This is a genomic window from [Brevibacterium] flavum (assembly GCF_019317305.1).
Lineage (GTDB): Bacteria > Actinomycetota > Actinomycetes > Mycobacteriales > Mycobacteriaceae > Corynebacterium > Corynebacterium glutamicum.
In genome coordinates this window covers 3,225,772-3,251,175 of sequence record NZ_CP079240.1, presented here as the reverse complement: position 1 = coordinate 3,251,175, position 25,404 = coordinate 3,225,772, and the positions used below count along the sequence as shown (strand labels likewise).

30 protein-coding genes and 2 pseudogenes are annotated in these 25,404 nt (G+C 54.9%); 19 read left to right on the top strand and 13 right to left on the bottom strand.

Annotated features, from left to right (window positions below):
• Positions 1 to 90 precede the first annotated feature (90 nt).
• Genes KW808_RS15700 through KW808_RS15680 form a run of 5 tightly spaced genes read left to right on the top strand, consistent with a single transcriptional unit; the run spans position 91 to position 5,217 of the window.
• Positions 91 to 1,929 (top strand): permuted SH3 domain-containing protein, encoded by a 1,839-nt coding sequence (locus KW808_RS15700; RefSeq protein ID WP_003861210.1) that lies wholly within the window; start codon positions 91 to 93, stop codon positions 1,927 to 1,929.
• 3 nt (positions 1,930 to 1,932) lie between these two features.
• Positions 1,933 to 2,625, top strand: a complete 693-nt coding sequence (locus KW808_RS15695; RefSeq protein WP_003855103.1) for an ABC transporter ATP-binding protein — start codon at positions 1,933 to 1,935, stop codon at positions 2,623 to 2,625.
• Positions 2,622 to 3,887, top strand: coding sequence for an ABC transporter permease (locus KW808_RS15690; protein WP_003861208.1), 1,266 nt, complete (start codon positions 2,622 to 2,624; stop codon positions 3,885 to 3,887). The genes KW808_RS15695 and KW808_RS15690 overlap by 4 nt, the downstream gene beginning before the upstream one ends.
• Before the next feature lie 47 nt (positions 3,888 to 3,934).
• Entirely contained in the window at positions 3,935 to 4,873 is a 939-nt protein-coding gene (gene trhO / locus KW808_RS15685; RefSeq protein WP_499652339.1) for an oxygen-dependent tRNA uridine(34) hydroxylase TrhO, read from the top strand.
• A gap of 20 nt (positions 4,874 to 4,893) precedes the next feature.
• Entirely contained in the window at positions 4,894 to 5,217 is a 324-nt protein-coding gene (locus KW808_RS15680) for an antibiotic biosynthesis monooxygenase family protein (RefSeq protein ID WP_003861205.1), read from the top strand.
• Positions 5,218 to 5,284: 67 nt separating this feature from the next.
• Here the strand turns inward: KW808_RS15680 and KW808_RS15675 are convergent, their stop codons facing one another.
• The 3 genes from KW808_RS15675 to carR are packed head-to-tail and all read right to left on the bottom strand — an operon-like array spanning position 5,285 to position 7,259.
• On the bottom strand, positions 5,285 to 5,782 hold the full coding sequence (locus tag KW808_RS15675; RefSeq protein WP_003861203.1) for a hypothetical protein: 498 nt from the start codon (positions 5,780 to 5,782) through the stop codon (positions 5,285 to 5,287).
• Between the two features lie 31 nt (positions 5,783 to 5,813).
• Positions 5,814 to 6,755 (bottom strand): universal stress protein, encoded by a 942-nt coding sequence (locus KW808_RS15670; RefSeq protein ID WP_003861200.1) that lies wholly within the window; start codon positions 6,753 to 6,755, stop codon positions 5,814 to 5,816.
• 30 nt (positions 6,756 to 6,785) lie between these two features.
• Entirely contained in the window at positions 6,786 to 7,259 is a 474-nt protein-coding gene (gene carR / locus KW808_RS15665; RefSeq protein ID WP_003855083.1) for a MarR family transcriptional regulator CarR, read from the bottom strand.
• Positions 7,260 to 7,450: 191 nt separating this feature from the next.
• Here carR and KW808_RS15660 point away from each other — a divergent pair, with 191 nt between their 5' ends.
• The 12 genes from KW808_RS15660 to KW808_RS15605 all read left to right on the top strand — a co-directional run bounded on the left by KW808_RS15660 (position 7,451) and on the right by KW808_RS15605 (position 16,803).
• Complete coding sequence (locus KW808_RS15660) at positions 7,451 to 7,843, top strand: DUF5318 family protein (RefSeq protein WP_003855082.1); 393 nt, start codon at positions 7,451 to 7,453, stop codon at positions 7,841 to 7,843.
• Between the two features lie 91 nt (positions 7,844 to 7,934).
• On the top strand, positions 7,935 to 10,097 hold the full coding sequence (locus KW808_RS15655; RefSeq protein WP_499652336.1) for a transglycosylase domain-containing protein: 2,163 nt from the start codon (positions 7,935 to 7,937) through the stop codon (positions 10,095 to 10,097).
• A gap of 45 nt (positions 10,098 to 10,142) precedes the next feature.
• Entirely contained in the window at positions 10,143 to 11,603 is a 1,461-nt protein-coding gene (locus tag KW808_RS15650) for a glycosyltransferase family 87 protein (RefSeq protein WP_003861196.1), read from the top strand.
• Positions 11,600 to 11,791: a hypothetical protein gene (locus tag KW808_RS15645; protein WP_003861194.1), complete on the top strand. Its 192-nt coding sequence runs from the start codon at positions 11,600 to 11,602 to the stop codon at positions 11,789 to 11,791. The genes KW808_RS15650 and KW808_RS15645 overlap by 4 nt, the downstream gene beginning before the upstream one ends.
• A gap of 87 nt (positions 11,792 to 11,878) precedes the next feature.
• Positions 11,879 to 12,022, top strand: a complete 144-nt coding sequence (locus KW808_RS15640) for a hypothetical protein (protein WP_003861192.1) — start codon at positions 11,879 to 11,881, stop codon at positions 12,020 to 12,022.
• 128 nt (positions 12,023 to 12,150) lie between these two features.
• Complete coding sequence (gene rpsF / locus KW808_RS15635) at positions 12,151 to 12,438, top strand: 30S ribosomal protein S6 (RefSeq protein ID WP_003855074.1); 288 nt, start codon at positions 12,151 to 12,153, stop codon at positions 12,436 to 12,438.
• A gap of 36 nt (positions 12,439 to 12,474) precedes the next feature.
• Positions 12,475 to 13,152 carry a single-stranded DNA-binding protein gene (locus tag KW808_RS15630; protein WP_003855070.1) on the top strand — a complete coding sequence of 226 codons (678 nt, stop codon included), beginning with the start codon at positions 12,475 to 12,477 and terminating at the stop codon, positions 13,150 to 13,152.
• A 56-nt stretch (positions 13,153 to 13,208) separates the two neighbouring features.
• Entirely contained in the window at positions 13,209 to 13,661 is a 453-nt protein-coding gene (gene rplI, locus KW808_RS15625; RefSeq protein WP_003861189.1) for a 50S ribosomal protein L9, read from the top strand.
• A gap of 607 nt (positions 13,662 to 14,268) precedes the next feature.
• The gene (gene dnaB / locus KW808_RS15620) at positions 14,269 to 15,801 is read left to right on the top strand and encodes a replicative DNA helicase (RefSeq protein WP_003861187.1); all 1,533 of its coding nucleotides are present in this window, start codon (positions 14,269 to 14,271) and stop codon (positions 15,799 to 15,801) included.
• Positions 15,802 to 16,029: 228 nt separating this feature from the next.
• Entirely contained in the window at positions 16,030 to 16,215 is a 186-nt protein-coding gene (locus KW808_RS15615) for a hypothetical protein (RefSeq protein ID WP_003861184.1), read from the top strand.
• On the top strand, positions 16,212 to 16,610 hold the full coding sequence (locus KW808_RS15610; protein ID WP_003861182.1) for a PadR family transcriptional regulator: 399 nt from the start codon (positions 16,212 to 16,214) through the stop codon (positions 16,608 to 16,610). Before KW808_RS15615 ends, KW808_RS15610 begins: the two co-directional genes overlap by 4 nt.
• Entirely contained in the window at positions 16,591 to 16,803 is a 213-nt protein-coding gene (locus KW808_RS15605) for a hypothetical protein (RefSeq protein ID WP_227747687.1), read from the top strand. Before KW808_RS15610 ends, KW808_RS15605 begins: the two co-directional genes overlap by 20 nt.
• Here the strand turns inward: KW808_RS15605 and KW808_RS15600 are convergent.
• A complete protein-coding gene (locus tag KW808_RS15600; RefSeq protein ID WP_003861178.1) occupies positions 16,763 to 18,082 on the bottom strand; it encodes an MFS transporter in 1,320 nt (439 codons plus the stop codon). The genes KW808_RS15605 and KW808_RS15600 overlap by 41 nt on opposite strands.
• 200 nt (positions 18,083 to 18,282) lie before the next feature.
• Positions 18,283 to 18,489 carry a heavy-metal-associated domain-containing protein gene (locus KW808_RS15595; RefSeq protein ID WP_003861176.1) on the bottom strand — a complete coding sequence of 69 codons (207 nt, stop codon included), beginning with the start codon at positions 18,487 to 18,489 and terminating at the stop codon, positions 18,283 to 18,285.
• Positions 18,490 to 18,674: 185 nt separating this feature from the next.
• On the opposite strand from KW808_RS15595, the gene trxA reads away from it, so the two are divergent.
• Both trxA and KW808_RS15585 read left to right on the top strand, forming a co-directional pair.
• Positions 18,675 to 19,049 carry a thioredoxin gene (gene trxA, locus KW808_RS15590; protein ID WP_003861174.1) on the top strand — a complete coding sequence of 125 codons (375 nt, stop codon included), beginning with the start codon at positions 18,675 to 18,677 and terminating at the stop codon, positions 19,047 to 19,049.
• Between the two features lie 305 nt (positions 19,050 to 19,354).
• Positions 19,355 to 20,074, top strand: a pseudogene (locus KW808_RS15585) (IS6 family transposase).
• A 181-nt stretch (positions 20,075 to 20,255) separates the two neighbouring features.
• Here the strand turns inward: KW808_RS15585 and KW808_RS15580 are convergent.
• The 8 genes and pseudogenes from KW808_RS15580 to KW808_RS15545 form a co-directional block, all read right to left on the bottom strand.
• A pseudogene (locus KW808_RS15580) lies at positions 20,256 to 22,131 on the bottom strand (heavy metal translocating P-type ATPase).
• 243 nt (positions 22,132 to 22,374) lie between these two features.
• Positions 22,375 to 22,611 carry a heavy-metal-associated domain-containing protein gene (locus tag KW808_RS15575; protein WP_003859529.1) on the bottom strand — a complete coding sequence of 79 codons (237 nt, stop codon included), beginning with the start codon at positions 22,609 to 22,611 and terminating at the stop codon, positions 22,375 to 22,377.
• A gap of 159 nt (positions 22,612 to 22,770) precedes the next feature.
• Complete coding sequence (locus KW808_RS15570) at positions 22,771 to 23,100, bottom strand: hypothetical protein (RefSeq protein ID WP_003859526.1); 330 nt, start codon at positions 23,098 to 23,100, stop codon at positions 22,771 to 22,773.
• A 417-nt stretch (positions 23,101 to 23,517) separates the two neighbouring features.
• Entirely contained in the window at positions 23,518 to 23,796 is a 279-nt protein-coding gene (locus KW808_RS15565; protein WP_003859519.1) for a hypothetical protein, read from the bottom strand.
• A 6-nt stretch (positions 23,797 to 23,802) separates the two neighbouring features.
• Positions 23,803 to 24,627, bottom strand: a complete 825-nt coding sequence (locus KW808_RS15560) for a molybdopterin-dependent oxidoreductase (RefSeq protein ID WP_231107866.1) — start codon at positions 24,625 to 24,627, stop codon at positions 23,803 to 23,805.
• Positions 24,609 to 24,854 carry a cytochrome b/b6 domain-containing protein gene (locus tag KW808_RS15555; RefSeq protein WP_034983375.1) on the bottom strand — a complete coding sequence of 82 codons (246 nt, stop codon included), beginning with the start codon at positions 24,852 to 24,854 and terminating at the stop codon, positions 24,609 to 24,611. Before KW808_RS15555 ends, KW808_RS15560 begins: the two co-directional genes overlap by 19 nt.
• Before the next feature lie 10 nt (positions 24,855 to 24,864).
• Positions 24,865 to 25,119, bottom strand: a complete 255-nt coding sequence (locus tag KW808_RS15550) for a hypothetical protein (RefSeq protein WP_034983364.1) — start codon at positions 25,117 to 25,119, stop codon at positions 24,865 to 24,867.
• Complete coding sequence (locus KW808_RS15545; protein ID WP_034983362.1) at positions 25,119 to 25,325, bottom strand: hypothetical protein; 207 nt, start codon at positions 25,323 to 25,325, stop codon at positions 25,119 to 25,121. The genes KW808_RS15550 and KW808_RS15545 overlap by 1 nt, the downstream gene beginning before the upstream one ends.
• Positions 25,326 to 25,404: the final 79 nt, after the last annotated feature.

The window sequence follows — 25,404 nt, the reverse complement described above, 5'->3', positions numbered from 1 at the left end:
AGGAGTGCCCCGGGGTTACCTGATCCTCGGGGCCATCTCACTGTGGCACTACCACCTTCGCTTTCCTTGGTCCCGAAGAAATTAATCATTGTGGCCGTGGTCCTGATTTTGATCATTGCGGCTGCCTCGTTTTATTTTCTGCGTTCATCATCGAATGACCAGGTGATTGCCACTTCTGATGTTCGGGAGATTTCCTCCGAGGGAATCGTGGCGCGTGTGTCTGTCAACGGAAATATTGAAGCTGCGCGAACCACCACCATTTACACCAGTCTGACTGTGCCGGTCGCGAACTTGCCGGTTGCGGTTGGTGACCGTGTGGCAGCTGATCAGGTGTTGGCTGAGTTGGATGCCTCTGTCCTGCAACGACAGTTGGATGAAACTGATGCCAACAATGCGCGTGCAGCCATGGCAAACCGCAATTCCATCGCGCAGTCGCAGCAAGCATATGAGCAGTCCAGGGAACTTCTTGATAGTGGTTTGAGCCCGGAGATCAACTCGGCGCAGTCCTCGTTGCGGGCGTCCTCACAGGCATATCAGGATGCGATCCGCAGTTTTGAAGCGAAGCAGCGAGATGTAGATGGCGGATTGGATTCCACCATGGTCGCTCAATCGGATGCTCTCAAGGCAGCTCGTGAGCAAGCAGATGCTGCTGAAATTGAACGACTGCGCGCGGACTTCGGACTGCTCAACAACGATCGCAGCAACCTCAACGATGTCATTGGTCTGCTCGATGAGAGAGAATCTTTGGCTTCTGCGGAATCCGAACTAGCTCAAGCCCGCGCTGCAGGTGACCTAGAGGCAGTCGCTGCAGCTGAAGCAAAGGTTGCAGGCCTGGAACAATCAATTGCTTCCAAAACCTCCACGTGGCCTAGCCAAGATCAGACTTACTTGCAGTCCTACACCGCTTTGGAGGAAGCTGAGCGACGCGTCGCATCCACCACTGATGCTCTAGAAAAAGCCGAGCAGATCTACATTGATTCACTCGGAAAAGTTGACTCAGAACTAGCCGCCGCACAGCGCGCCGTTGCCGAAGCCCACTCAGCACAACAAGACGCAGCACTTGGCCTCGAGACCGCGCAGCTTTCCACCCAACACCAATTGGAAGCCCAATCAAGCGCCATCGATGCAGCTTTAGGTTTGGCATCAGTAGATAATGAAGCCGCCACCAGATCCACGTCCCAGCTGCGGATGGATATCAACAACACCACCGTTCGCTCCCCATACTCAGGCATTGTTTCATCCGTGCAGGCAGCCCAAGGTCAGCCTGCAGCCGGCGCACTGTTGAGTGTTGCGGATGATTCCGAACTGAAGATCACCGCGAATGTAAAAGAAGCAGAGATCAGCAACGTCACCGTCGGATCCCGCGTCACCTTCACTACCCCATCGACCGGAACCAAAGAATTCGCCGGCCGAGTATCCAAAGTCTCCCCCATTGCAGCTGCCGCCAGTGCCCCAGCTGCAGGTGAAGGAGCTGCCGCAGGCGCCGCAACCACCAACAGTGACGTCACCTTCCCCATCGAAATTTCTGTCACCGGTGACCGCGAAGGCCTCAACCTCGGCGGATCCGCTCGAGTACGCATCGTCCATGAAATCGCACCACACGTACTGACCGTTCCTTTGGAAGCTGTGTACAAAAATGATGACGGCAAAGACGCTGTTTTGATCATCAGCGACGACAACAAAGTAGAAGAAGTAGAAGTAAAAACAGCTGAATCCGATGACTTTGATATCGCAGTCAGCGGTACCGGAATTTCAGAAGACGCTCGAGTGCTCACCCAGCCTGGAAACTACCGGGGCCTCATCGGGGAGACAGTGAAACTTCACGCAGATACGGTGGAGCAGGCGGCGGCTCCTTTTAGTCCTGCGGCCCCTTTTGACCCTGCAGCCCCTGCCGTTTCTGCCAAGCAAACCGTGGGCCAGGTGATTTAGCCTATGAGCCTCATCGAAATGCGAAATATTGTCAAGACCTACAACATTGGATCTGAAGGTGAACTCACCGTGTTGCACGGTGTGGATTTCCATGTGGACCGTGGCGAATTCGTGTCGGTTGTGGGTACGTCCGGCTCGGGTAAATCAACGATGATGAACATCATTGGGTTGTTGGATAAGCCAACTGATGGCACGTACACCTTGGATGGCGTGGATGTGTTGGATATCAGCGATGATGCTTTGGCGAGCCACCGCGCTAAATCGATTGGTTTTGTGTTTCAGAACTTCAATCTGATTGGCCGGATCGATGCGTTGAAGAATGTGGAAATGCCCATGATGTATGCGGGCATTCCGGCTAAGCAGCGGAGAAGTCGTGCGGTTGAATTGTTGGAAATGGTCGGGATGGGTGAGCGTCTCAACCATGAGCCCAATGAGCTTTCGGGTGGTCAGAAGCAGCGCGTGGCCATTGCTCGCGCGTTGGCGAACGATCCTGAGATTATTCTTGCTGATGAACCAACTGGTGCGTTGGATTCTGCAACGGGCCGGATGGTGATGGATATTTTCCACCAGCTCAACAAGGAGCAGGGCAAAACCATCGTGTTTATTACTCACAACCCTGAGCTTGCTGATGAATCTGATCGGGTGGTCACCATGGTTGACGGGCGCATCATTGGCTCTGAGGTGAAACACTCATGAGCCTTGCAGAATCAATTCTTTTGGCGCTCACCAGCCTGAGAAGCAACAAGATGCGTGCATTGTTGACGCTGTTGGGTGTCATCATTGGTATCGCATCAGTCATCGGAATTTTGACCATTGGTAAAGCCCTGCAGGATCAAACTTTGAATAGTTTGGAAAGCTTGGGCGCGAATGATCTGTCGGCGCAGGTGGAGGAACGCCCCGACGAAGATTCCCCCGAACCCGATATGTTCGCTTTTTCTGGGGCTGCAAACTCTAGTGGCAATCTGATTCCGGAAGAAACAGTTGATACGCTGCGCGATCGTTTCGCAGGCAGCATCACAGGAATCAGCGTTGGCGGAATGGGTACGCAAGGCACTCTCATCGGCGACACCGCAGATCTTAAATCCGATCTCCTCGGCGTCAACGAGGATTATATGTGGATGAATGGCGTCGAAATGAACTACGGCCGCGCCATCACGCAAGACGATGTTGCCGCTCAGCGCCCCGTTGCGATCATCGCCCCAGACACCTTTAATACGCTTTTCGACGCAAACCCCAACCTCGCTCTGGGGTCCGAAGTAGCTTTTGAACTCAACGGTCAAGAGACATTTTTGCGGGTTATCGGTGTGTATAAAGAAGCCGCAGCAGGTGGACTTGTGGGAAGTATGCCAACCGTCCACACCTACACCCCATACACGGTGGCCAATGACATCACCCACACGGAAGATGGATTCAACACGTTAAGTATCCGTGCAGCTCAGGGTGTAGACCAGGATTCACTTAAGGGTTCACTGCAAACCTACTTCGACGCGCTGTACGCCAACAATGACTCGCACCACGTTGCCATGTTGGACTTCCGTAAACAGATCGAAGAGTTCAACACCATTCTCGGCGCAATGAGTTTGGGTATCTCAGCCATCGGCGGAATTTCCTTGCTTGTCGGTGGCATCGGAGTGATGAACATTATGTTGGTGTCTGTCACCGAGCGAACCCGCGAAATCGGTGTCCGAAAAGCCCTCGGCGCTCGTCGACGTGACATTCGCCTGCAATTCGTCGTTGAAGCCATGATTATTTGTTTCATCGGTGGCATCCTCGGCGTGCTTTTGGGCGGCATTTTGGGATTGATCATGTCCAGCGCTATTGGCTACATTTCCTTGCCACCACTGAGTGGAATCGTGATCGCCTTGGTATTTTCCATGGCTATCGGCCTGTTTTTCGGCTACTACCCCGCCAACAAGGCAGCAAAGCTCGATCCAATTGACGCCTTGCGTTATGAGTAAAAGCCTCGTTTTTAAGGTAGCCACACATCGCACTAGACTGAAGAACTGTGGCTACCTCAAAAATTCTTCTTTATTACGCATTCACCCCGCTCTCTGACCCTAAAGCGGTTCAGCTGTGGCAGCGTGAGCTCTGCGAGTCACTGAATCTTCGTGGCCGCATCCTGATCTCCACTCACGGCATCAATGGAACCGTGGGCGGAGATATTGATGATTGCAAGGCGTACATTAAAAAGACCCGCGAGTACCCAGGTTTCAACCGCATGCAGTTTAAGTGGTCCGAGGGTGGCGCTGATGATTTCCCAAAGCTCAGTGTCAAAGTCCGCGATGAGATCGTTGCCTTCGGCGCTCCAGATGAGCTCAAAGTGGATGAAAACGGCGTCGTCGGTGGCGGCGTTCACCTGAAACCACAGCAGGTCAATGAGCTTGTGGAAGCCCGTGGCGATGAAGTTGTGTTCTTTGACGGCCGCAACGCAATGGAAGCCCAGATCGGCAAGTTCAAGGACGCTGTTGTCCCTGACGTAGAAACCACTCATGATTTCATCGCAGAAATTGAGTCCGGAAAATACGACGATCTCAAAGACAAGCCTGTGGTCACCTACTGCACCGGCGGAATTCGTTGTGAGATCCTGAGTTCACTCATGATCAACCGTGGTTTCAAAGAGGTCTACCAAATCGATGGCGGCATCGTTCGCTACGGCGAGCAGTTTGGCAACAAGGGCCTGTGGGAAGGCTCCCTCTACGTTTTCGATAAGCGCATGCATATGGAATTCGGCGAGGATTACAAAGAGGTCGGACACTGCATCCATTGCGATACTCCCACCAACAAATTTGAGTACTGCCTCAACGAAGATGATTGCCGCGAGCTCGTGTTGATGTGCCCTGATTGCTTCGCCAATGTTGAGACTCGTCATTGCAAGCGCGAACGCTGTGCAGCAATTGCTGCGGATTTCGCTGAGCAAGGAATTGATCCGCTCGTTACTTCTTAAAAAGGGTATGGTGGCTGGGTATGAGCATCGTTAAGATCAACGCAATTTCCGTACCAGAAGGCGCTGGTGAAGAGCTTGAGAAGCGCTTCGCAGCCCGCCAAAATGCCGTGGATTCCGCTCTGGGATTTGAGGGCTTTCAACTGTTACGCCCTGTTTCCGGTGAAGACCGCTACTTTGTAGTCACCCAGTGGGCTGATGAAGACAGCTATAACGCGTGGCGTGATGCCGAAAAGGCCAAGGGCGGTCATGGCCAGGGAGCCCACGGCTCAGATAAGAAGCCTGTCGCTTCCGGCGCTTCCCTGCTGGAGTTCGAAGTAGTCCTAGGATCTACCGGCGCTAAGTAGGGAAAGAGAAAAGTCGGAACCTTTGAAAGATTCAAAGGTTCCGACTTTTGTCATTTATGTGAAGTTTTTAGTGCCCCAAGATGGACAAGGTGAGCACCGAGGTTCCCCACAGCATGCTGAATGGAATCAAAATCCACAACACGCCCATCCAAGGACGCCAGCGTAGGTAATTTCGGTATTTGTCATAGAGGATCCATGCAGATCCAAGCATGCCACCAAATGCGATGACGCTAGTGGTAATTGGCCACCACAGTTCTGCAGCACGGGAACAAATCCACACGGCCTCACCGGCGTCACAGATGGGACCGCCCTGGAGTCGTGACACCCAGGCTAATACGTATGCAGAAACGAATGTAACTAGTGGAACTGCAAACAGATAAATGAGTGCTTGGCGTGAAGATTTCTTGTTCTTCTCATGCTCCAGCGCTGGGTCTGGCGCATCAGCCAAGGAATCAGGATCGTCCGAGTAGATCCTGGGCCGGTTAGAAAAATCGGCTTCGTCGACTAGATCATTTTCTGGATGCTCTGGTTGGGTGTTCATGAAGTTGTCCTCCTTTGCAGGCATACTTAAGTCTAGTCCTCTGCTGTTGGAGAGCCTAAAGACCGGGATAAATGATGGTCGGTACAGGAGAGTTTCGGATAATTTCCATTGTTTCCGAACCGACAAAGACACGTGAAAGGGTGTCTGTGCGATGGCTTCCCATGCACAGCAGGTCACCTTTCTTCCATCGCAAAGCATCAATTGCACCGCTCCAACCCCAGCCAGAACCGGTTTCACTGCTCACGCTCAAGTTTGGGTGGTCTGTGAGGACGCCATCACGGGCTCGATCAAGCATGGCGAGCGTTAGTTCACGCCACTCGGAGGAAAGCTCAGTGGAAATATCCAAGCTCCGCGACGTTGGTGCGGAAGTAATGCCTGTGGGTGAAAAAGCAAGGATCCGAAGAGGAACGTTCCAATTGGTGGCGAGCTCCGCGGAAGAGCGTAAACCTTGCTCAAAGTCATCGCTTTCATTGGTGAAAGCGTAGTTGACGCGGGTGACACCCTTTTTGGAAAGCTTCACCCCTCGCGGCACAAGTCCTAGTGGGACGGGCGAGGAGTGAAGGAGGGCATCTGCGGTGGAGCTGGCCAGGAAGCGGCCTTTTGGTGCGGTCGCATCAGAGCCAAGCAGAATGAGGTCCGCTTCGAATTCTTCAGCAGCATGGGTGAGTAGCGTGGATTCAGAAGGACCATCTACAAAAACTGAAACATCATCGTCCCATTGGGACTTCTCAACTCCGGCCTCTTTGAGTCCCTTGATCGTGCGACTGCGGTAGTAAGAATCTAAATTCTTATACCACTTATGATATTTTCCTCCGAGCTTACTGATGGAGGAAGACGGCCAAGGGCGTATGAAAGTTGTGATTCCACGAACATTGATGTCTGAAGTACGAGCTAGCCATGCGGCGAACTCAAAAACAGCATCATTTTGTTCACTACGTTTGCCACCCGAATTTTCTTCGGGTCGACAAGAAATAAGTACGCGAAGGGGTTGTTTCATCAAATTCCGGAGTTGAGATGGAGAAAACTGTTAAGAACCGCTGTCGGTCTCTTTCCAGCTACCGTACACCTCTGCAAGCTCAGTAATGATATCCACCAGGTCTTCGGTACGTTCCAGCTGCTCTGGGGTGAGCATTTCAAGGAGTCGAGCCATCTCTGCGTTTCGTTCATTGTTCACGCGCTCAAGCTCTTCGCGTCCATGGTCAGTGAGCTGAACCTGCACGCCTCGGCGGTCTTTGGTGTCGCGGATACGCTCAACCAGGTTGAGTTGCTCCAGCTGATGCAGAGCATTCGAAGCGGTTGGCATACGAATATCTTCAAGTTCCGCGATGCGACTAATTCGGGATGGGCCGTTTTCTTCCAGGCGACTCAAAATAGTGAGCTGTGGACCCGAGAGGTCAGAATTCACAGAGCGACGGAAATAGAGAACGTAGAGTTTTGTCAGCGCGGGTCGCACGCGGACTGCTAGCTCCTCAGCGTTTAAATTAGGCATGCCTGCCAGCATAGCGGTATTGCCAAGTAATTTCCGTTCGATAACCTATCTACGGAAAAAACAATAATTTGGACAGAAAAAGTACAACTTACCTTGGCGTCACTTGAGAAGTAGCGTGAGCGATAACTCCGAGGCCTTAATTCTGTGCTGTTCCTTATTCACTTAAAAGCAATTCTAAACGATGCTTCTAGAGGGTCGTTTCATTGGTCGGCTTACGGCTACACTTTTTAATCGTGGTGCATTATCAAAATGAGATCAGTCACCAACTAGCTCGTAGGCAGACTCTCCGTCAGTTTCGGGCGGGGTTGGTGCAAAAAGACACAATTTGTGACGCCGAGTTCATCTTGGTGACTGCGAGCAAATATCACGGACACCTCGCAGATTATCCTTGCCCGATTTGTGGCAGCGAGGATCTACGTGTGGTTTTGTGGGTTTATGGCGATGAAATCGGTCGGGCGGCAGGTTCTGCTCGAAGTGAAGAAGAAATCGAACAGTTGGTAAAGAATGGACGGCAGGCAACGGTGCATACTGTTGAAGTATGTCCCACCTGCAAGTGGAATCACCTGCTTAAGGCGGAAACCGCGACGGCCAGCTGATTCTCAGATTCAGATGAATAGGCTTAGGCGCAGTATTCTCTACAGCACAAGCTTCAGATAAGAACCAGATCTGATTGAACGGAAACACCAGTTGACGAATAGTAAAAATCCTCCTGCCAAAAAGAGCAGCGGCAAAAGGCGCTTAAAGAGCGACTCTAAGGGCCACGCTGTAAGAAACACCATCATTGGTGCCATTGTTGCTGTCATTTTGATTCCAGTAATGGTGTTCATGAGTGCTTACATCATGGTTGATGTTCCAGAACCGGAAGAGTTGGTTTCACCCCAGGTTTCGCAGATTTACGCATCTGACGGTGAGACTGAATTGGCACGCATCGTTCCTCCAGAAGGCAACCGCCAGATGGTGACGATCGATCAGGTGCCTGACACTGTGAAAAATGCGGTGGTGGCTGCGGAAGACCGAGAGTTTTACACAAACCCCGGTTTTTCCATTACTGGCTATGCCCGAGCAGCACTTGGCGTAATCACTGGTGATTCTTCAGCGGGTGGTGGTTCCACCATTACTCAGCAGTATGTGAAGAAGGCTGTGGTTGGTGATGAGCGTTCGCTGATCCGTAAGGCTAAGGAATTGGTCTATTCCGCGAAGATGGCCAATGAGTGGTCTAAGGATGAGGTCCTTGAGGCTTATCTCAACACTGTGTACTTCGGTCGAAATGCCTATGGTGTGCAGGCTGCAGCTCATGCATTCTTTGATAAGCCAGTAGAAGAGCTCACGGCTGCTGAGGGCGCAGTGCTGGCGGCCAGTATTCAGCTGCCAAGCCAGTTGGATCCTTGGACAAATCCAGTTGAGGCGGAAACGCGTTGGAACTATGTCATGGACGGCCTGGTGGAAATCGGAGCTATCTCGGCAGAGGAGCGCGCAGTTGCTACCTATCCTGAGACAACTGATCCAGCGTCCAACAGTGCGTACACCGAAGCCACCGGCACCAATGGTTTGATCAAGAACCAAGTGATGGCTGAGTTGTCTGAGCTTGGAATCACTGAGGATGATGTGCAAACCCGTGGTTTGCAGGTCACCACCACCATTGATCCAAAGACTCAGGAAGGTGCCGTTGAAGCGGTACAAAACCAGTTGGATCTTCTGTCTGAGAACAACCGTGCAGCGGTAGTCTCCATTGATCCTTCTAATGGTGCAGTTCGTGCTTATTATGGTGGCGAGGATGCGACTGGTTGGGACTTTGCAAACGCTCCGCTTCAGACTGGTTCCACGTTCAAGATTTTTGGTCTGGCGGCAGCTCTCCAGCAGGGTATCCCGCTGTCTCAGCCTTACAGCTCTGCGCCGGTGACCGTGGGTGATGCTCAAATCGGAAACGTCGGTGGCAGCGGTTGTGGTTCCTGTTCCATCGAGCAGGCGTTGTTGCATTCTTACAACACCAGCTTCATTCGTTTGCAGCAGGATCTGGAAAATGGTTCACAGGATACTGCGGACATGGCGCATGCTTTGGGTATCGCGAAGTCTTTGCCAACTATCCCTGAGACACTGACTGAAAACGGAGAGACCCCTTATGAGGGCATCATCTTGGGTCAGTACGAGTCCCGCCCACTTGATATGGCTTCTGCGATGGCAACCATCGCTAATGAAGGCGTCTGGCACCGCCCGCACTTCGTGTCCAAGGTGGAGACTGTCAGCGGTGAGGTTCTCTACGAGTTCGAGGATGGCGACGGCGAGCGCCGTGTTTCTGAAAAGGTCGCACTGAACCTTCTTAAGGCAATGGGACCAATCGCCACATACTCCAACGGAAACGCTCTGGCTGATGGTCAGGTTTCTGCATCCAAGACTGGTACCACTCAGCTTGGTGATACCGGCGCCAACAAGGATGCGTGGATGTTGGGTGCGGCACCTCAGCTAGCTACTGCGGTGTGGGTCGGAACTGATGACAACACTGCATTGTATAACACCTGGGGTGGCAGTATGTATGGTTCTAACTCCCCTGCCACGATCTGGAAGCAGACCATGGATAACGCCCTCGAGAACTCCCCTCTCGAAACTTGGGATATCGCTCCAGCATTGGGGTACGGTAACCCACCAGTTCCGGAATATGTGTGGACTCCAAGTCCAAACATCGCGACTAATGATCCAGAAGTAGAAACCGAGGAAGCTCCAGTGGAGGATCCAAATGCAGTAATCGATACCCCTGCTGTAGATCCCACTGCACCTGCAGAGGAGACCGGTAACGGTCAGGTAGAAATCCTGCCGGGGCTGACTATCCCGGGAGATCTCTTAGGGATCGGCTAAAATCCGGTCGTAGCCTAAACGACCTTAAAAAGGAGCCGACCGCCGATGGACCAGAAATTGGACCAGCAGAAGGTAGACCGCGTATCGCCCGGTGATAGTGAACCGGTGGCACGGGATTTTATCAATGCAATCGGCGGTCGGTTTGGTCGTTTTGCGCAGGTAGGCACTCAGCGGTTCTGGACTCCCCTGCGTGTTTTGATCACCACTTCCCTGGTGTTTTTGGCCATGGGGTTTTTAACAAAAGCCAATTGTATCCAGGGTTCTAGAGGTACTGATGGTGTGGTTTCTTTGAACTGGTCGGGAAGTCGCCAGTACACCTCAGCCTGTTACAACGACATCGTTCCGCTCTATGGGGGGCGCGGAATTGATGCGCCAGGTTTCCCTTACGCCTTTTCGTGGCAGGAAGGTGATCTCACCAGGTACATGGAGTACCCGGTGTTGGGCGGAATTTTCCAGTGGATTTGTGGCATTATCACGCGGTTTTTGTACCCGGTTGTTGATGTCATTCCGTTTCATACGCTGCCTGAATCTGGTCTTTATTTCATCGTCACCGCGCTTGCGTTGGCGTTCTTTTGGGTGTTGGTCATCCGCATGATGGTGGAGCTCACTGGCAATCGAGTGTGGGATACCGTCCTTGTTGCGGCGTCTCCCCTGGTTGCTGTGCATGCGTTTACCAACTGGGATACTCCAGCCATTGCGGCGGTGATTGGTGCGATGCTTGCGGTGAAACGCGGAAACCCCTTGGTTGCGGGTGTGCTGATCGGCGCGGGTACGGCGTTCAAATTGTGGCCGCTTTATCTTCTTGGTGCGTATTTGGTGCTGGCGGTCAAGAATAAGAATCTCAAGCCGTTTATCACCATGGCTGCAGCGGCTGCGGTGACATGGCTCGTGGTGAATGTGCCAGTGATGATCGCGTACCCCAAGGCGTGGAATGAATTCTTGCGCCTGAACCGGGAGCGTGGTGCGGAGTGGACCACGATTTACCAGGTCATCGACCGTAATTTGCCGATCAATTTGAACGATCCAGTGCTGCTTAATGTGCTGAGCTTCGGGTTGTTTGGTGCATCGTGTGTGGCTATTTTGATCCTTGGGCTCAGGGTACAGCGCACTCCCCGAGTCGCTGAGCTGGCCTTTTTGATTGTCGCGGCGTTTTTGCTGTTTAACAAGGTGTGGAGTCCTCAGTATTCACTGTGGCTGGTCCCGTTGGCTGTTCTGGCATTTCCTCAGTGGAAAGTGCTGTTCCCGTGGATGGTTACAGACACCATGGTGTGGCCAATTTTGATGTGGCATATGCTCGGCACGGACAACAAGGGACTCCCCCATGAGATGTTGGATCTCATCGTGATTTCCCGAGATGCCTTCATTGTGGTCATGATAGTAGGTGTAATCCGGCAGATGCTCGGACGACGTGCAGATCCGGTGATGGATGCGCACGCCGGGCGCGATTTGTTGGCCGGGCCCTTCGGCGCTGGTGAGCGTCGAAAAGCATTGAAGGAAGTAAGTTGAGCACAACAGTTTTGCTGGTCACCATGGTCAGCGTTTTTGTGGGTTTTCTCTGTTTCGGCGGCGCGTTTGCCAGCTTCATGTATAAGAAATCGAATAAGCAGATTTGGACGCTGTTCAGCATCGCGATTGTGCTGATCACGGTGATTCCGGTGACGATTGCGGTTTTCTGGGCCACCACGCCCGCCTAAAAGATTTTGCTTTTCGACGTCTCCCTCCTCCCGTGGGAACTTTCCTCTAACTAAGTGCGTTAAGGAAGGTAGAAAGGCAGGTAACAGATGAAAAAATCTAAGACTTCAACCACCTTTGTAGGCATGCTCGCGGCTTCAGCTTTGACGTTGGCAAGCATCTCCACCGCTGAAGCGAGGCCGCTGGAAGCAGAGCATAACCTCCATGCAGGAACTGTGAACGAAAACGCATAAATCAGGAATCGACATTTCCGCGCGTCTGGTGTACCTTGAATAGGTTGCTGACGCAACGACCCTCCTGCTATGCCAACGACGGCATGGCCGAAAAAACAATTACTAGACCATAGGAGGTGATGAGGTCCGTGCGTCAATACGAACTTATGATCATTCTCGATCCTTCTCAGGATGAGCGCACTGTTGCCCCGTCCCTGGATAAATTCCTCGAGGTTGTCCGCAAGGACAAGGGTGACGTTGTGAAGGTTGATGTTTGGGGCAAGCGCCGTCTTGCATACCCAATCGACAAGAAGGAAGAGGGCGTTTACGCCGTCGTTGATCTCAAGTGTGAGTCTGCGACCGTACTCGAGCTCGATCGTGTTCTGAACCTGAATGATGGTGTCCTGCGCACCAAGGTTCTGCGACTCGACAAGTAAAGAACTTTAAGGCTCTAGAGAGGTAGTTGAAGGATTATGGCAATCGGAGATACCAACATTACCGTCGTTGGCAACATTGTTGCTGACCCGGAACTCCGCTTCACCCCATCGGGTGCAGCAGTGGCTAACTTCCGCATTGCATCAACTCCCCGCTCGTTCAACCGCCAAACCAACCAGTGGGAAGACGGCGAAGCCCTCTTCCTCACCGTCAACGTTTGGCGTCAGGCAGCTGAAAACGTTGCAGAGTCCCTGTCCAAGGGTATGCGCGTTATCGTCACCGGTCGTCTCAAGCAGCGCTCCTATGAAACCCGTGAGGGCGAAAAGCGCAGCGTTTTTGAGGTCGAAGCGGATGAAGTCGGACCATCACTGACATTTGCCAAGGCAGATGTCCAGCGCACACCGCGCGGTGGAAACTCTGGCGGAAACTACGGTGGCGGCAACCAAGGTGGTGGCTTCGGTGGAAACCAAGGCAACCAGCAAGGTGGATTCAGCAACCAGAACTCTGGCGGCTTCGGTGGAAACCAAGGCAACCAGCAGCAAAGCAACCAGGGCGGATTTGGTGGAAACCAAAACCAGTCCCAGGGTAACAACTTCAACCAAGGTGGATTTGGCGGAGGCAGCCCACAGGCAGCACCGGACAATGATCCTTGGAATTCTGCACCACCAGCTGGCTCCGGCGGGTTCGGCGGCGCAGACGATGAGCCACCGTTCTAAAGCTTTTCTTTTCTAAAACATTCACAAACACTCAAAAACCACGAAAGGCAGGGATCATGAAGCTGATCCTCACCGCCGCCGTTGAAAACCTTGGTGTCGCTGGCGACATCGTAGAGGTTAAGAACGGCTACGGACGTAACCTGCTGCTCCCCCGTGGCCTGGCAATCGTAGCCACCCCGGGTGCTGAGAAGCAGATCGAGGGCATCAAGCGTGCCCAGGAGGCTCGCGAGATTCGCGACCTCGACCACGCTCGCGAAGTTAAGGCAGCACTGGAAGCACTTGAAGGTGTTACCATTGCAGTCCGCACCTCCGAGAGCGGAAAACTGTTCGGCTCCGTTAAGGCTGACGACATCGTCGACGCAGTCAAGGCAGCCGGCGGCCCGAACCTGGACAAGCGTGCCATTGTTCTCCCGAAGAACCTGGTTAAGACCACCGGTAAGTACCAGGTAGAAGCAAAGCTCACCGACGGAATTGTTTCCCGCGTGAAGTTTGAGGTCGTCGCAGCGTAACGACAACGCGCACGCGACGGCGGTGATCTACCCACAGAAGAGGTAAATCACCCAACGACAACAGCATTCTTCAGCCCCACTCCAAACAGCAGGAGTGGGGCTGAAGTATTTTTTATCTAACACACTTTGACAAATATACAAGGGATATTTTCCCGAATTTAAAGTTATCCCAGGCCTGTGGATAACTGTGAGTAATTGTGGATAGTTAACCTTCTATTCTCTTTTTGTATAACCCCTGCTTAGGCCTATTGTCGGTGAGTTTGGGATACTAAAACCGCAGGTGAGAATAGTTATCCACCGATTGAGACTAGTTATCCACAGTGTGACACGCCGTCGTGACCTGCAGATATGACTCAATTCATGTCAATTGCGAGGAAGTTGTCCACAAGTTATCCACAGGCGTGGAGTGCAAATGTGTGCAACTTTTAAAAACTGTGGATAATTAGGGTTGTTAACCTAACGCTCTGTGGATTGTTTTTGTAAAAGAATGTGTCTGCACGGCCTGATGAGTTGGAAATCACAAAGCCTCGGGGTGGGGCTTTCGTGCCTTCTGGAAAGGCCTATGCAGGGGCTAGAGTGAACTTAGAATCAGATTGGGGAAAAGAAAATGGCTACAGATACACACGCCGCAAGTTTTGATGATGACTACGTACCTCCACAGGAGCCAAGCGATTCCTTCGCGGATGACGCACACGTAGATGTCCCTGCTCCGGCGTTTGAGGATTTCTCCCCGGCCCAGGCTTTTGGTCAGGGAACTAGGGGAGGAGACTCTCAGGGCTTCAAGAAGAGGGGCCGCAAGGACGAGACCCGTGAATACCGTGACTTCCGCCAACCTCCCTATGACAATGACGCTGAGATGGGCGTGCTGGGCGCGATGCTGCTCAGTCCGACCACAGTCATCGACATTCTGGATATCCTCACCCCAGAAGACTTCTATAGGCCGTCCCACCAGCTGATTTTCCAGGCGATCATTGACCTGTTCAGTGACAACCGTGATATTGACCCCGTGATTGTCTCCGGTCGCCTCGATCGAACCAACGATCTGGACCGCGTCGGCGGTGGCGCGTACCTCCACGACCTCATCCAGTCCGTTCCCACCGCAGCCAACGCACGCTACTATGCGGAAATCGTTTCGGAAAAGGCAGTGCTTCGCAGGCTTGTCGACGCCGGCACCCGCGTCGTCCAGCTCGGCTACGAGGGCGATGAAGGCGCCGAAATCGACGCGGTGATTGACCGCGCGCAGCAAGAAGTCTTCGCCGTTTCCCAAAAGAATCAGAGCGAAGACTATGCAGTCCTGGCGGATATTCTGGATGAAACCATGGCTGAGCTGGAAATGCTCAACGACGGCGGCATCGCCACCGGTATTCCAACCGGCTTTAAGGATCTCGATGACCTCACCAACGGTCTGCGCGGTGGCCAGATGATTATCGTTGCAGCTCGTCCTGGTGTGGGTAAATCTACCATCGCCTTGGACTTCATGCGTTCGGCATCCATCAAGAACAACATGGCGTCTGCCATTTTCTCCTTGGAAATGTCCAAGTCAGAGATCGTGATGCGTTTGCTCTCTGCTGAAACAGAAATCCGCCTGGCTGATATGCGTGGTGGCAAGATGGATGAAACCGCATGGGAAAAGATGGTGCAGAAGTTGGACAAGGTAGCCCAGGCACCGTTGTTCATCGATGACTCCGCGAACCTCACCATGATGGAAATCCGCTCCAAGGCCAGAAAGCTGAAGCAGAAGCATGATCTGAAAATGATCGTGGTGGACTACCTCCAGCTGATGAGCTCCGGTAAACGCGTGGAATCCCGCCAGCAGGAAGTTTCCGAGTTCTCCCGTCAGCTCAAGCTGCTGGCCAAAGAACTCGATGTGCCGTTGATCGCGATTTCCCAGCTGAACCGTGGACCTGAATCCCGTACCGATAAGCGACCACAGCTTGCTGACCTTCGTGAATCCGGCTCGCTGGAGCAGGACGCCGATATCGTTATGCTGCTGTACCGCCCAGACTCCCAAGATAAGGACGACGAGCGCGCGGGCGAGGCCGACATCATTTTGGCTAAGCACCGTGGTGGCCCGATCGATACCGTCCAGGTGGCGCACCAGCTGCACTATTCACGTTTTGTGGACATGGCGCGCGGTTAAAAAAGTTCATTTTTCTAAAGGCAGTGACTCCGATGTGGGGCACTGCCTTTAGTGATTCTAAGTCACTCAGCCCAGGCAATCCTATCTTTGGCAAGACTTACCGACATAGACTGACCTGCAAAGTTGTTCTAGAATAGCCATATCGTTGACATAGAGATATGTTGCGATATATCGTTAACTTCAGTTCAAGAACGGGAGATAATGATATGCATTTTGAAGAACTAAACAATGAACCTTGTGGATCACGCGGATCCGGAGAATTCAGGGGAAGGCCGGGCAGGCGTCATGCTCAACGGCACGCTGAAGGGCACGGACACGGACATGGACACGGTCATGATCGCGGACATCATCACGGCAGGCGACCCGGACGTGGTCGCGGTGGACGTGCTGGCAGAGGCGATCTGCGCAATGTGATTTTGGTGCTGCTGGAAGCTGAGTCAATGCACGGCTACCAGATCATCACCACCATCGGTGAGCAAACAGAAGGTAACTGGACTCCAAGCCCAGGAACCATCTATCCAACCTTGTCCATGCTTGAAGATGAAGGCCTGATTTCCATCTCCCATGAAATGGGCAGAAAAATGGCGCGCCTTACAGAAGAAGGCGCGCAGGAAGTGGCAAAGAACAAGGATGCGTGGGGATCAATTCTGGAGGCTTATCGCAATCCAGAATCCCGAGAGGTGCGGGTGTTTAACATTCGCTCTGAGTTTCACAAGGTCAGGGAAGCAGCGAAAGCTGCTCCCGACGATAAAGCAGAGCAAATAATCGAGATTTTAAGGAGAGCAGCAGATGACATCAAGAGACTATAACCCCAGTACCATGCAGCTGCGCGAAGATATCGTGGTCACCCGCACCCAGGGTGCCACGGTTATCGCGAACCTGCCCCGCAATTTGGAGGACTTCCGCCAGGCGCAGAAACGCACCATCGTTGGGCAGGTGAAAAACTGGTGGAAGGATCTCACTAATCAGCGAGAGACTTACCCTTCTGCTCAGGCAGCGTAAACGCCGCAATCGCTGCGATCGCAAACGCGGTGGCAAAGAGAGCGAACAAAGCAATTGGTCCACCAAAAGCAATCACTGGCGGAACAATGAGCGGAGCGATGATGGAAGCAATGCGCCCGAATCCCGCGGCAGCACCCGTTCCAGTTCCACGGACATTAGTGGGATAAAGCTCCGGCCCAATGGCATACAGTGCGCCCCATGCGCCCAGGTTGAAGAAGGATAGTAAACAACCTGCGACCAGGATCTGCCACTCCACATTTGCCAAGCCGTAGAGCGCTGCAGAGATAGCAGAACCAACCAGGAACGTGGCCAATGTGCTGCGACGGCCCCACTTTTCAATCAACCACGCTGCAACCGCATAGCCTGGAAGCTGAGCCAAGGTGATGATCAGAGTGAATTGGAAAGACTTCACCAGGGTGAAACCGTCGGCAACCAGCAGCGATGGAATCCAAATGAAGGCTCCGTAGTAGGACAAGTTGATGCAGAACCACACGATCCACAGCGCGACGGTGCGCTTGCGCAAAGCAGCTGACCAGATGGATACGGAGCCCTCGGCAGCGTTGTCATGAACCACAGCGGTGGTGGCATCGGCAGCTTTACCTTCGGCAGCGGCAGCTTCTTCGAAGGAAACAACGATGGCTTCTGCTTCGTCGTGCCGGCCTTTCTTCTCCAGGAAACGTACTGATTCTGGAAGTCCGAGACGGACATACACTGCGTAAATTGCAGGGACACAGCCAAGAGCTAACGCCCAACGCCAACCATTATCGGATCCTGCCACGACAAAGGTTCCGACGATTGCAGCCATGATCCAGCCCAGCGCCCAAAACGCCTCCAGGATAACGACCATGCGGCCACGAACTTTTCGTGGAGAGAACTCGGAAATCAGAGTGGATGCAACGGGGAGTTCAGCGCCCAGGCCGAGTCCAACGACGAAGCGCAGCGCCATCAACATTGCCAGCGACACTGAAAGCGCCGACGCGCCAGTGGCAACGCCATAAACTAGCAAAGACAACGCAAAAACTTGTCGACGCCCCAACTTGTCCGCCAGCAAACCGCCCAGCGAAGCGCCGATGGCCATGCCAACGAAACCGATGGATCCGAGCAGGGAAGTTTCAGTAGGGGATAGGCCCCAATGAGTGGCCAACGCAGCCATGACGAAAGAGATCAGTCCGACATCCATGGCATCCAATGCCCAGCCGATACCTGAGCCGCCAAGAATCTTTTTATGTTTGGAAGTTACGGGCAGTCGATCGAGCCTGTCATTCCGGGTTAGGTTCATGCCCGAAAAGATTACTCGCTGTGACACAAAATATTTGCCTTTAAAATCAGAAGTGGGCGTCGATAAGCAAAACCCGTACACGCAAACGGCCACCCCGGCTGAGCGCACAAGCGCTACCGTGGGTGGCCGTAAAAAAAATAGGCGCCCCATTTTGGGGGTGGCAATCTCATCGGAATCGATGAGATGAATGCGCAATTGTGTTACCGCTCAGAAACTTTGTAGCCCGCGTTCGCGACAGCCTCAATGATTTCCTCGTCAGTGAAACCTTCACCAGTCACCGTGACGCGGCCGGTCTCAAAATCAATATCCACACCCTGGGTGCCCGCAACAATGCCGATTTCATCCTCTACGGAAGCTACACCGTTTGCGCAGGTCAAACCCTCGACGTGGTAATTTTTGGTACTCAAAATTCTCTTCCTTCCGATGTGATGAAATCCAGCGGACTCTGAAACGTGTCCACCGTCCAAGGTACGATGTGCAGTGAATCAGACGAGCTGCCGGTCAACGAAGAAAATCCTTGGCCGGGAATAACTACAGTCCGCTGAAAGTTGGTCTATATACAGACCTTACAAATCTTGAACGGAGATTCTTAATGGCAACCATCGATGTAACCGAAGAAACATTTGAGAGCACAGTTACCGGCGACGGAATTGTCCTCGTAGACGCATGGGCATCCTGGTGCGGACCTTGCCGCCAGTTCGCCCCAACCTACGAGAAGGTTTCCGAAACCCACACCGACGCAACCTTCGCCAAGCTTGATACCGAAGCAAACCAGGGCCTGGCTGCAGCACTGCAGATCCAGTCCATCCCAACTCTGATGGTTTTCCGCGACGGCATCATGGTCTACCGCGAAGCCGGCACCATGCCAGCTCCTGCACTGGATGATCTGGTCAACCAGGTTAAGGCACTCGACATGGATGACGTTCGTCGCCAGGTCGCAGAGCAGCAGGGTTCTGCAGAGGCATAAGCTTCCAATTGTGTTTTGGTGAAAACCGCTGAGGAGAACTTCTTCTCGGGGGTTTTCGTCCTTTTTGGGAGCTTTGGGGTCTTGCGGCTTTTGAGGCTTTTGTGTCTGTTGCGGGGTTTTGGGGATGGCTGATTTGGTGGCGATTTAAGGCGTCGAAAATGTCGAAGGGGCCAGAGTGTGGGTTTGGCCTCCTTAGGCCGTTTGAAGCGAATCTAGAGGGGCACTTTTTCTGAGGTCAGGGTGGGATTTTGGGTGCTGTTGCAAAGTTGGGGCAGTAGGAAGAGCGACGTGAAATAATCACAGCCATGGGTATCTTCTCCGGTCGTCATTTCCCCCGTGACATCATTTTGTGGGCAGTGCGCAGGTCACTGCCGCTACGGGGTGAGCTGACCTAAGATCTGGAGGAAATGATGACTTCAGCGGGGCGTGCCGGTCGATCACACCACGATTCTCACCGCTGGGTCCAAAAAATACGCCCCTGAGCTGGACAAGCAAACACGGTGGTACCGGCAGGTGCCTGACTGGCAGGCTAAGTTCCTGGCGGGTGGATGAGACTTATATCCGGGTCGGCGGCAGGTGGTGCTACCTCTGATCTGGCGATCACCGCCGGTGGCCAGACCCTGGACTTTTACCTCTCACCAAAACGGAATGTGGCTGCGGCCAAGCGTTTCCTGGCTAAGACCCTGAGGTCAAACGCGTCAGCCGGGTCCCCGCGGGTGATTAATACAGATAAGGCACCCTCCCTGGCCAAGGCAATATCCGAGCTCAAGGAAGAAGGCATCTGCCCACCGACAGTGGAGCACCGTCAGGTGAAATACCTGAACAACGTTCTCGAGGGAGATCATGGGCGGCTGAAAAGGATCCTGGGGCCGAAGGGTGCATTTAAGAACAGGACATCTGCATATCGGACGCTGAAGGGGATGGAAGCGATGCACTCCTTGCGGAAAGGTCAGGGGACGATGTTTGCTTACGGGCAACCGAACCCGGACGCGGTGATCGTCAGCCGGGTCTTCGAGACGGCCTAACAACGCCCACACGCAGCGGCGATCAGGGAATGAGAAACTGAGTCTTCGCTGCTCTCCGCCCAACTTTGCAACAGCACCGTCACAGTGCAGCTACATGAGATCGGGGATCTGGTGCACAGGGAAAGCCCCACCGGGAAGACCTGGAGGAAAACCGGCGGGGCTGGCTGTGGCGATTGTGTCGTTAGGCGCTCAGCGTCTCCTTCGCGGCGTCAGCAGTACTGACGTCTGCCTTGTCCTTGTCTTCCTTGAGGGTGGGGCGCAGCAGGAGCATCGCAATCGCGATGACCAGCAGGACGGAGGCCTCGTGGACGAGCATGCCAATCGACATGGTCACTCCACCGAGCAGGACACCGGCCAGCAGGATCGTGACAGTGAGCAGGGCGATGCCGATGTTGACCCGCATGGTGCGCACCGTGCGCTGGGCCAGACCCAGGGCGTAGGGCAGCCGCGGCAGCTTGTCGGCCATCAGGGCGATATCGGCGGTCTCGATGGCGGCAGGCGAACCGGCCGCACCCATCGCCACACCGATGTCCGCGGTGGCCAGTGCCGGGGTGTCATTGACACCGTCGCCAACCATGGCCACGACCCGGCCCTGCGCCTGCAGCTCCTTGACGATCTCGAGCTTGTCCTCAGGCATCAGTTCTGCCCTCACCTCATCGACACCGAGCTCGGCGGCGACGTTGCGGGCGACGCGTTCGGCATCACCGGTGGCCATGACCACGCGGATTCCCTTATCGTGCAGGGACCTGATCGCGGCCGGGGCATCATCTCGGATGGTGTCGGCCACGGCGACGATGCCCACGGCCTTGCCGTTGACGCCGACGTACATGGCGGTCCTGCCCTGTTCGTTGAGCTCGAGAATGCGGGTGTTATCCGGGGTGTGATCGAGCAGGTCGGCTGAGCCCACGGCCACGGTGGCACCGTCCACGTCAGCGCGGATACCGCGGCCGGCGACCGGTTCGGCCTTTTCTACCATCGCCACGGTCAAGCCCCTGTTCTCCGCGCCGCGGATGATGGCCTCGGCCAGGGGGTGCTCGGAGGCGGTTTCCGCGCGGGCGGCCAGGGTGAGCACCTCATCGTCTGAGTAGGCGGGGTCGAGGACGTCGACGTTAGTCAGCTCGGGGCGGCCGTTGGTCAGGGTGCCGGTCTTGTCGACGACTATGGTGTCGACCTTCGCGGAGGTCTCCAGGTATTCCCCGCCCTTGATCAGGACGCCGTCCTTGGCGGAGCGGCCGATACCGGCGACGATCGAGACCGGGATCGAGATGACCAGGGCACCCGGGCAGGCGATGACCAGCAGGGTCAGGGCCAGTTCAACGTTCAGGGTGATCAGGCCGACGGCCAGGGCGGCGATCATGACGCCGGGGGTGTAGTACTTCGAGAATTTCTCCAGGAACGTCTGGGTTTTTGCCTTGTCATCCTGGGCGTCTTCGACACGGTGGATGATCTTGGCCAGGGTGGAATCCGAGCCGATGCCGATCGCCTCAATGCGCAGCACACCGGAGCGCAGCCAAGTACCGGCGAAGACCTCGGAGTCCGCGCCTTCTCGGCCGGGACGGATTCCCCGGTGATGGTGGCCTCATCGACCCCACCGTGTCCGGAGAGCACGCGTCCATCGACGGGGATCTGCTCGCCGTTTTTCACGAGCACGACGTCACCGGGGGCCAGTTCCCAGATCTCAACGGTTTCGGGCTCACCGTCGCGCAGCACGGTGGCGGTCTCGGGGCAGCGTCCACCAGGTCCGACAATGCCTTGCGGGTGCGGTTCATCGTGGCCTTCTCCAGGGCCTTGCCGAGGGCGAAGAGGAAGGTGACGGCGGCGGATTCCCAGTAGTTGTTGATGAACAGCGCGCCGATGGCGGCGACGATGACCAGCAGGTCAATCGAGATCATCCTAATGCGCAGGGCCTGGACGGCGGAGAGGGCGATCTGCCAGCCGGCGACCACCGCGGCGGCGATCATGAATCCGTCTGACAGCCACCCAGCGGGGGTGAGCCAGGACAGGATAATCAACAGGCCTGAGACGGCGACGATGCCCCAGGTTTTCCAGGTCTTCATGATTGTTTTCCTTTTACATAGCAACGAGGTTTTCTTGCGACATCTCTTAAGTTAGGGGCATTCCGGGTTTAACTCCTTGATCTGGAGCAAAGAGTCTGGAATCGGTGTGTCCTGGAGTCATGTCCCTCCTGTGTTTCGCGGTTGGAAGATGCACGAAGCCCACCGGCACCGAAGGTGGTGCGGGTGAGCTCGGTGCGTTCCGGGCGCCCGGGGCCGGGGCTGGGCGGTCTCGGGCGCTACGTCTTAGATAGCGGAGGGCTTGGCGGTGTAGCCGACCTCGGACACGGCATTCACCAGGTCACGCACGCTAACCTTGTGTGGGTCGTGGGAGACGAGGATACGGCCGGAGGAGAACTTCACTTCGGCGGACTCCACCCCGTCCAGGCCGCCCAGCTTGGTTTCGATCTTGGCCACACAGCTCGGGCAGGTGAACTCATCAGAGCGCAGGGTGGTGTTCTTGAGAGTGGTCGGAGCGGTCATCGTGATCCAGGTCCTTTCGTCTTGTTCCTTGGCTGATACCTTTAAAGATACGGCCATGGCCGGGTTAATTCCTTGACCTGGATCAAATAACGACACATCCCTCCTACCAGCGGATTCATTTGGTAACGAGGTCGGTGGATGGGCGCTAGTAATGCTTGGTTAGCTCTGGTCGTCGTGGGTGTCCTCGTGGGCATCGATGATCACGTCCACCTTTGCCTCTACCGACTCGAGCGTATCGAGATCAGTAGCGTTGAAATCCACGCCGTGGCCCTTGATCAACAAATCGAGTTTGGGGTGCAGCTGGGCGAGAGTGTCCGCTGGCATGCTCGAGGGCTCGCCCCCGTGCGCGGAGCACAGGGCATTAGCCTTCGCATGAAGCGAAGACACCGACTCAAGGTCGAGCCCAGATTCATCGAAATTATGCACCCCATGGTCTTTGAGCAGGAAGTTCAGTTTCTCGTGCAGGCTGGCGAAGGTTACTTCGGCCATGTCGTGTCCTTTCCTTGTGGCGGTTCAGTGACACCATTGTCTACGTAAAAGCGCATGCCTGCATAGCTGCATGTCAAACAGGCGAATACCACTCCGGCGGGCAGCCGGGCCCGCGACGGTTCATCAAGGAAGATGGTCAGCTACGAGACGCTGGCGAACTCGAATTCACCGCCTGAGGCCAGCAGCAGGGACAGCATTGACGGGGCGATACCGGGCGGGAAGCTGGGCCGGGCAGCAGCACACGAGAGCAGGCGTGACGAGCCAACTCAAGGTCTGGAGCGAGTGCTCTTAGCTGTTGTATAGATCCGGTCACCGGCCTTGATGAGGTTCAGCAGGGCGGGAATTGAAAAAAGGGCCGGGCACATATGTGCCCGGCCCTCACTCGTGCTCAGCCCACGGGTAGGAACTCAAAAGGGACTATCCGGTAGGGCCAGAATGGTCGGAGTGTAGATCGGAGGAGATCACGCGGTACTTGCCCGCCCGGGCCAGGGCCTGATCGATGATGGCCGGATCCGGTTTAACGGAGACTAAGTGTTTGACGATCAGCTCGGCGTGTTCATCACCGGTGATCTCGAAGGCGGCCTGCCCGAGACCGTGATCGGCGAAGATGTCGTAGAGGGACTGCAAGGCCTTTTTGACGTCCCTGTCGGAACGCACGCCGCTGACGGTGAAGCGACAGGACACAATCTCTGACATTGCCGGTCAGATCCTTCCGTTGAACGCCTGGAGGGCGGAGTCCTCACGGGTACCGCCTCTACCATCACCATAGTCGGCATAGTCTCGGATCCAGCGAATTGAATTGATCCATTTGACCATTTTGTAGCCGTGGTTGGATTCCACCCGTAGGCGGGCGGGCGCCCCGAGGTGGGTCTCCAGCGGATTTCCGTTGCGCTCATAGGCGACGATCGTGTCATCCTCATAGGCGGTCTCCAGGTCGAGGGCGGCGTAGAACGGCTCACGCGGGCGGTTGTCGTACATCTTCTGGGCCAGACCGTAGGAGTCGACCAGCACGTAACGCGCCCCATCCGGTTTCGGACCGATCAGCTCCATCAGGTCACGTAACCGCACCCCTGTCCACCGTGAGGTCGCCGACCAGCCCTGCATACACGTGTGTACGGCGACATACGAGGTCTGCGGCAGCTCCCGCAGATCGTCGAGGGTGATGGTCTTCTCGGTGCCGTTGAGATCGTCGCCGAGGGTGATGGTGTATCCCTCCCACTCGTTGTCGCGGGCGGCGATCCACTCGGGGGATTCATCATCGGCCGGCGGCAGGCCATTGGTCCAGTGGAACTGCGAGATGTCCTTGTCCGTGTAGGTGTTCTGCCTGCTCATCCGGGGACGCAGCCGGTTGAGGAAGATTTTGCGTCCGATCTCCGTGATGCTGGCGGTGAACCGCTGGGCCCGGGCCCGGTCAGCCAGCGACCAATAGCTGAGCACGATCCAGAACAACACCACAATGACGATGGTGGTGATCACGATGATGTAGGCCTGCGCCGCACGGTCAGTGTTCATATCGCCGAAGACCATGTGGACCATGTTGTAGTCGCCATGGACCAAAAAACCAGGCCGACGTGCATGATGACAAAGCCCGTCATCAACACCATGGCGATGAAGTGCAGGGAACGTGCACCCTGGTGGCCGCCGAAGAGTTTGACGTACCACGGGAAGCGGGACCGGATGGCCGGGGCCATCGCTATTCCGGTGAGGATGAGAAACGGCGCCAGGATAAAGATGACGAAGGTGTAGCCCAGCATTTGCAAGGCGTCATAGGGGGGTGAAGTGCTCGATGCCTGGGGCACGAAAGCCCAGGTAAACCTTCAATGTCTCCCACGCCTCGGGGAAGACGTCCCAGGAGGTGGGGATAATGCGTTGCCACAGCCCGGTGGCGAACAGCAGAACGACGTAGACGATGCCGTTGAGCACCCGCAACATCGTCGACAGACCGTGCCAGTGTCGGCCCAGGCCGATGTTCTCCCGACCCGGCAGACCGATCAACGGGGAAAGGGACTTCTCGTCCATCAGTGAGGTGTAGACCCTTCCTCCTTGGGCAGTTTGCGTTTGGTGAACCAGAGCCATTCCGTGCCCGAGGCGCAGTCATTGCGCCACCACAGCCGGGGCATGGACGACAGAATCTCCCAGCCAGACCGCAGCAGCATGCCGATGAGAACGAAATTGATCAGGTGTGTGGCCCGCAGCCACAGGGGGAAATCTGGGTTGATCTCCACGGATTACTCCTTAGATCGTGACCGTCAATAGCTACATACAATGGAAAATTACGTATAATGCGTCTCACGCTAACCTGAT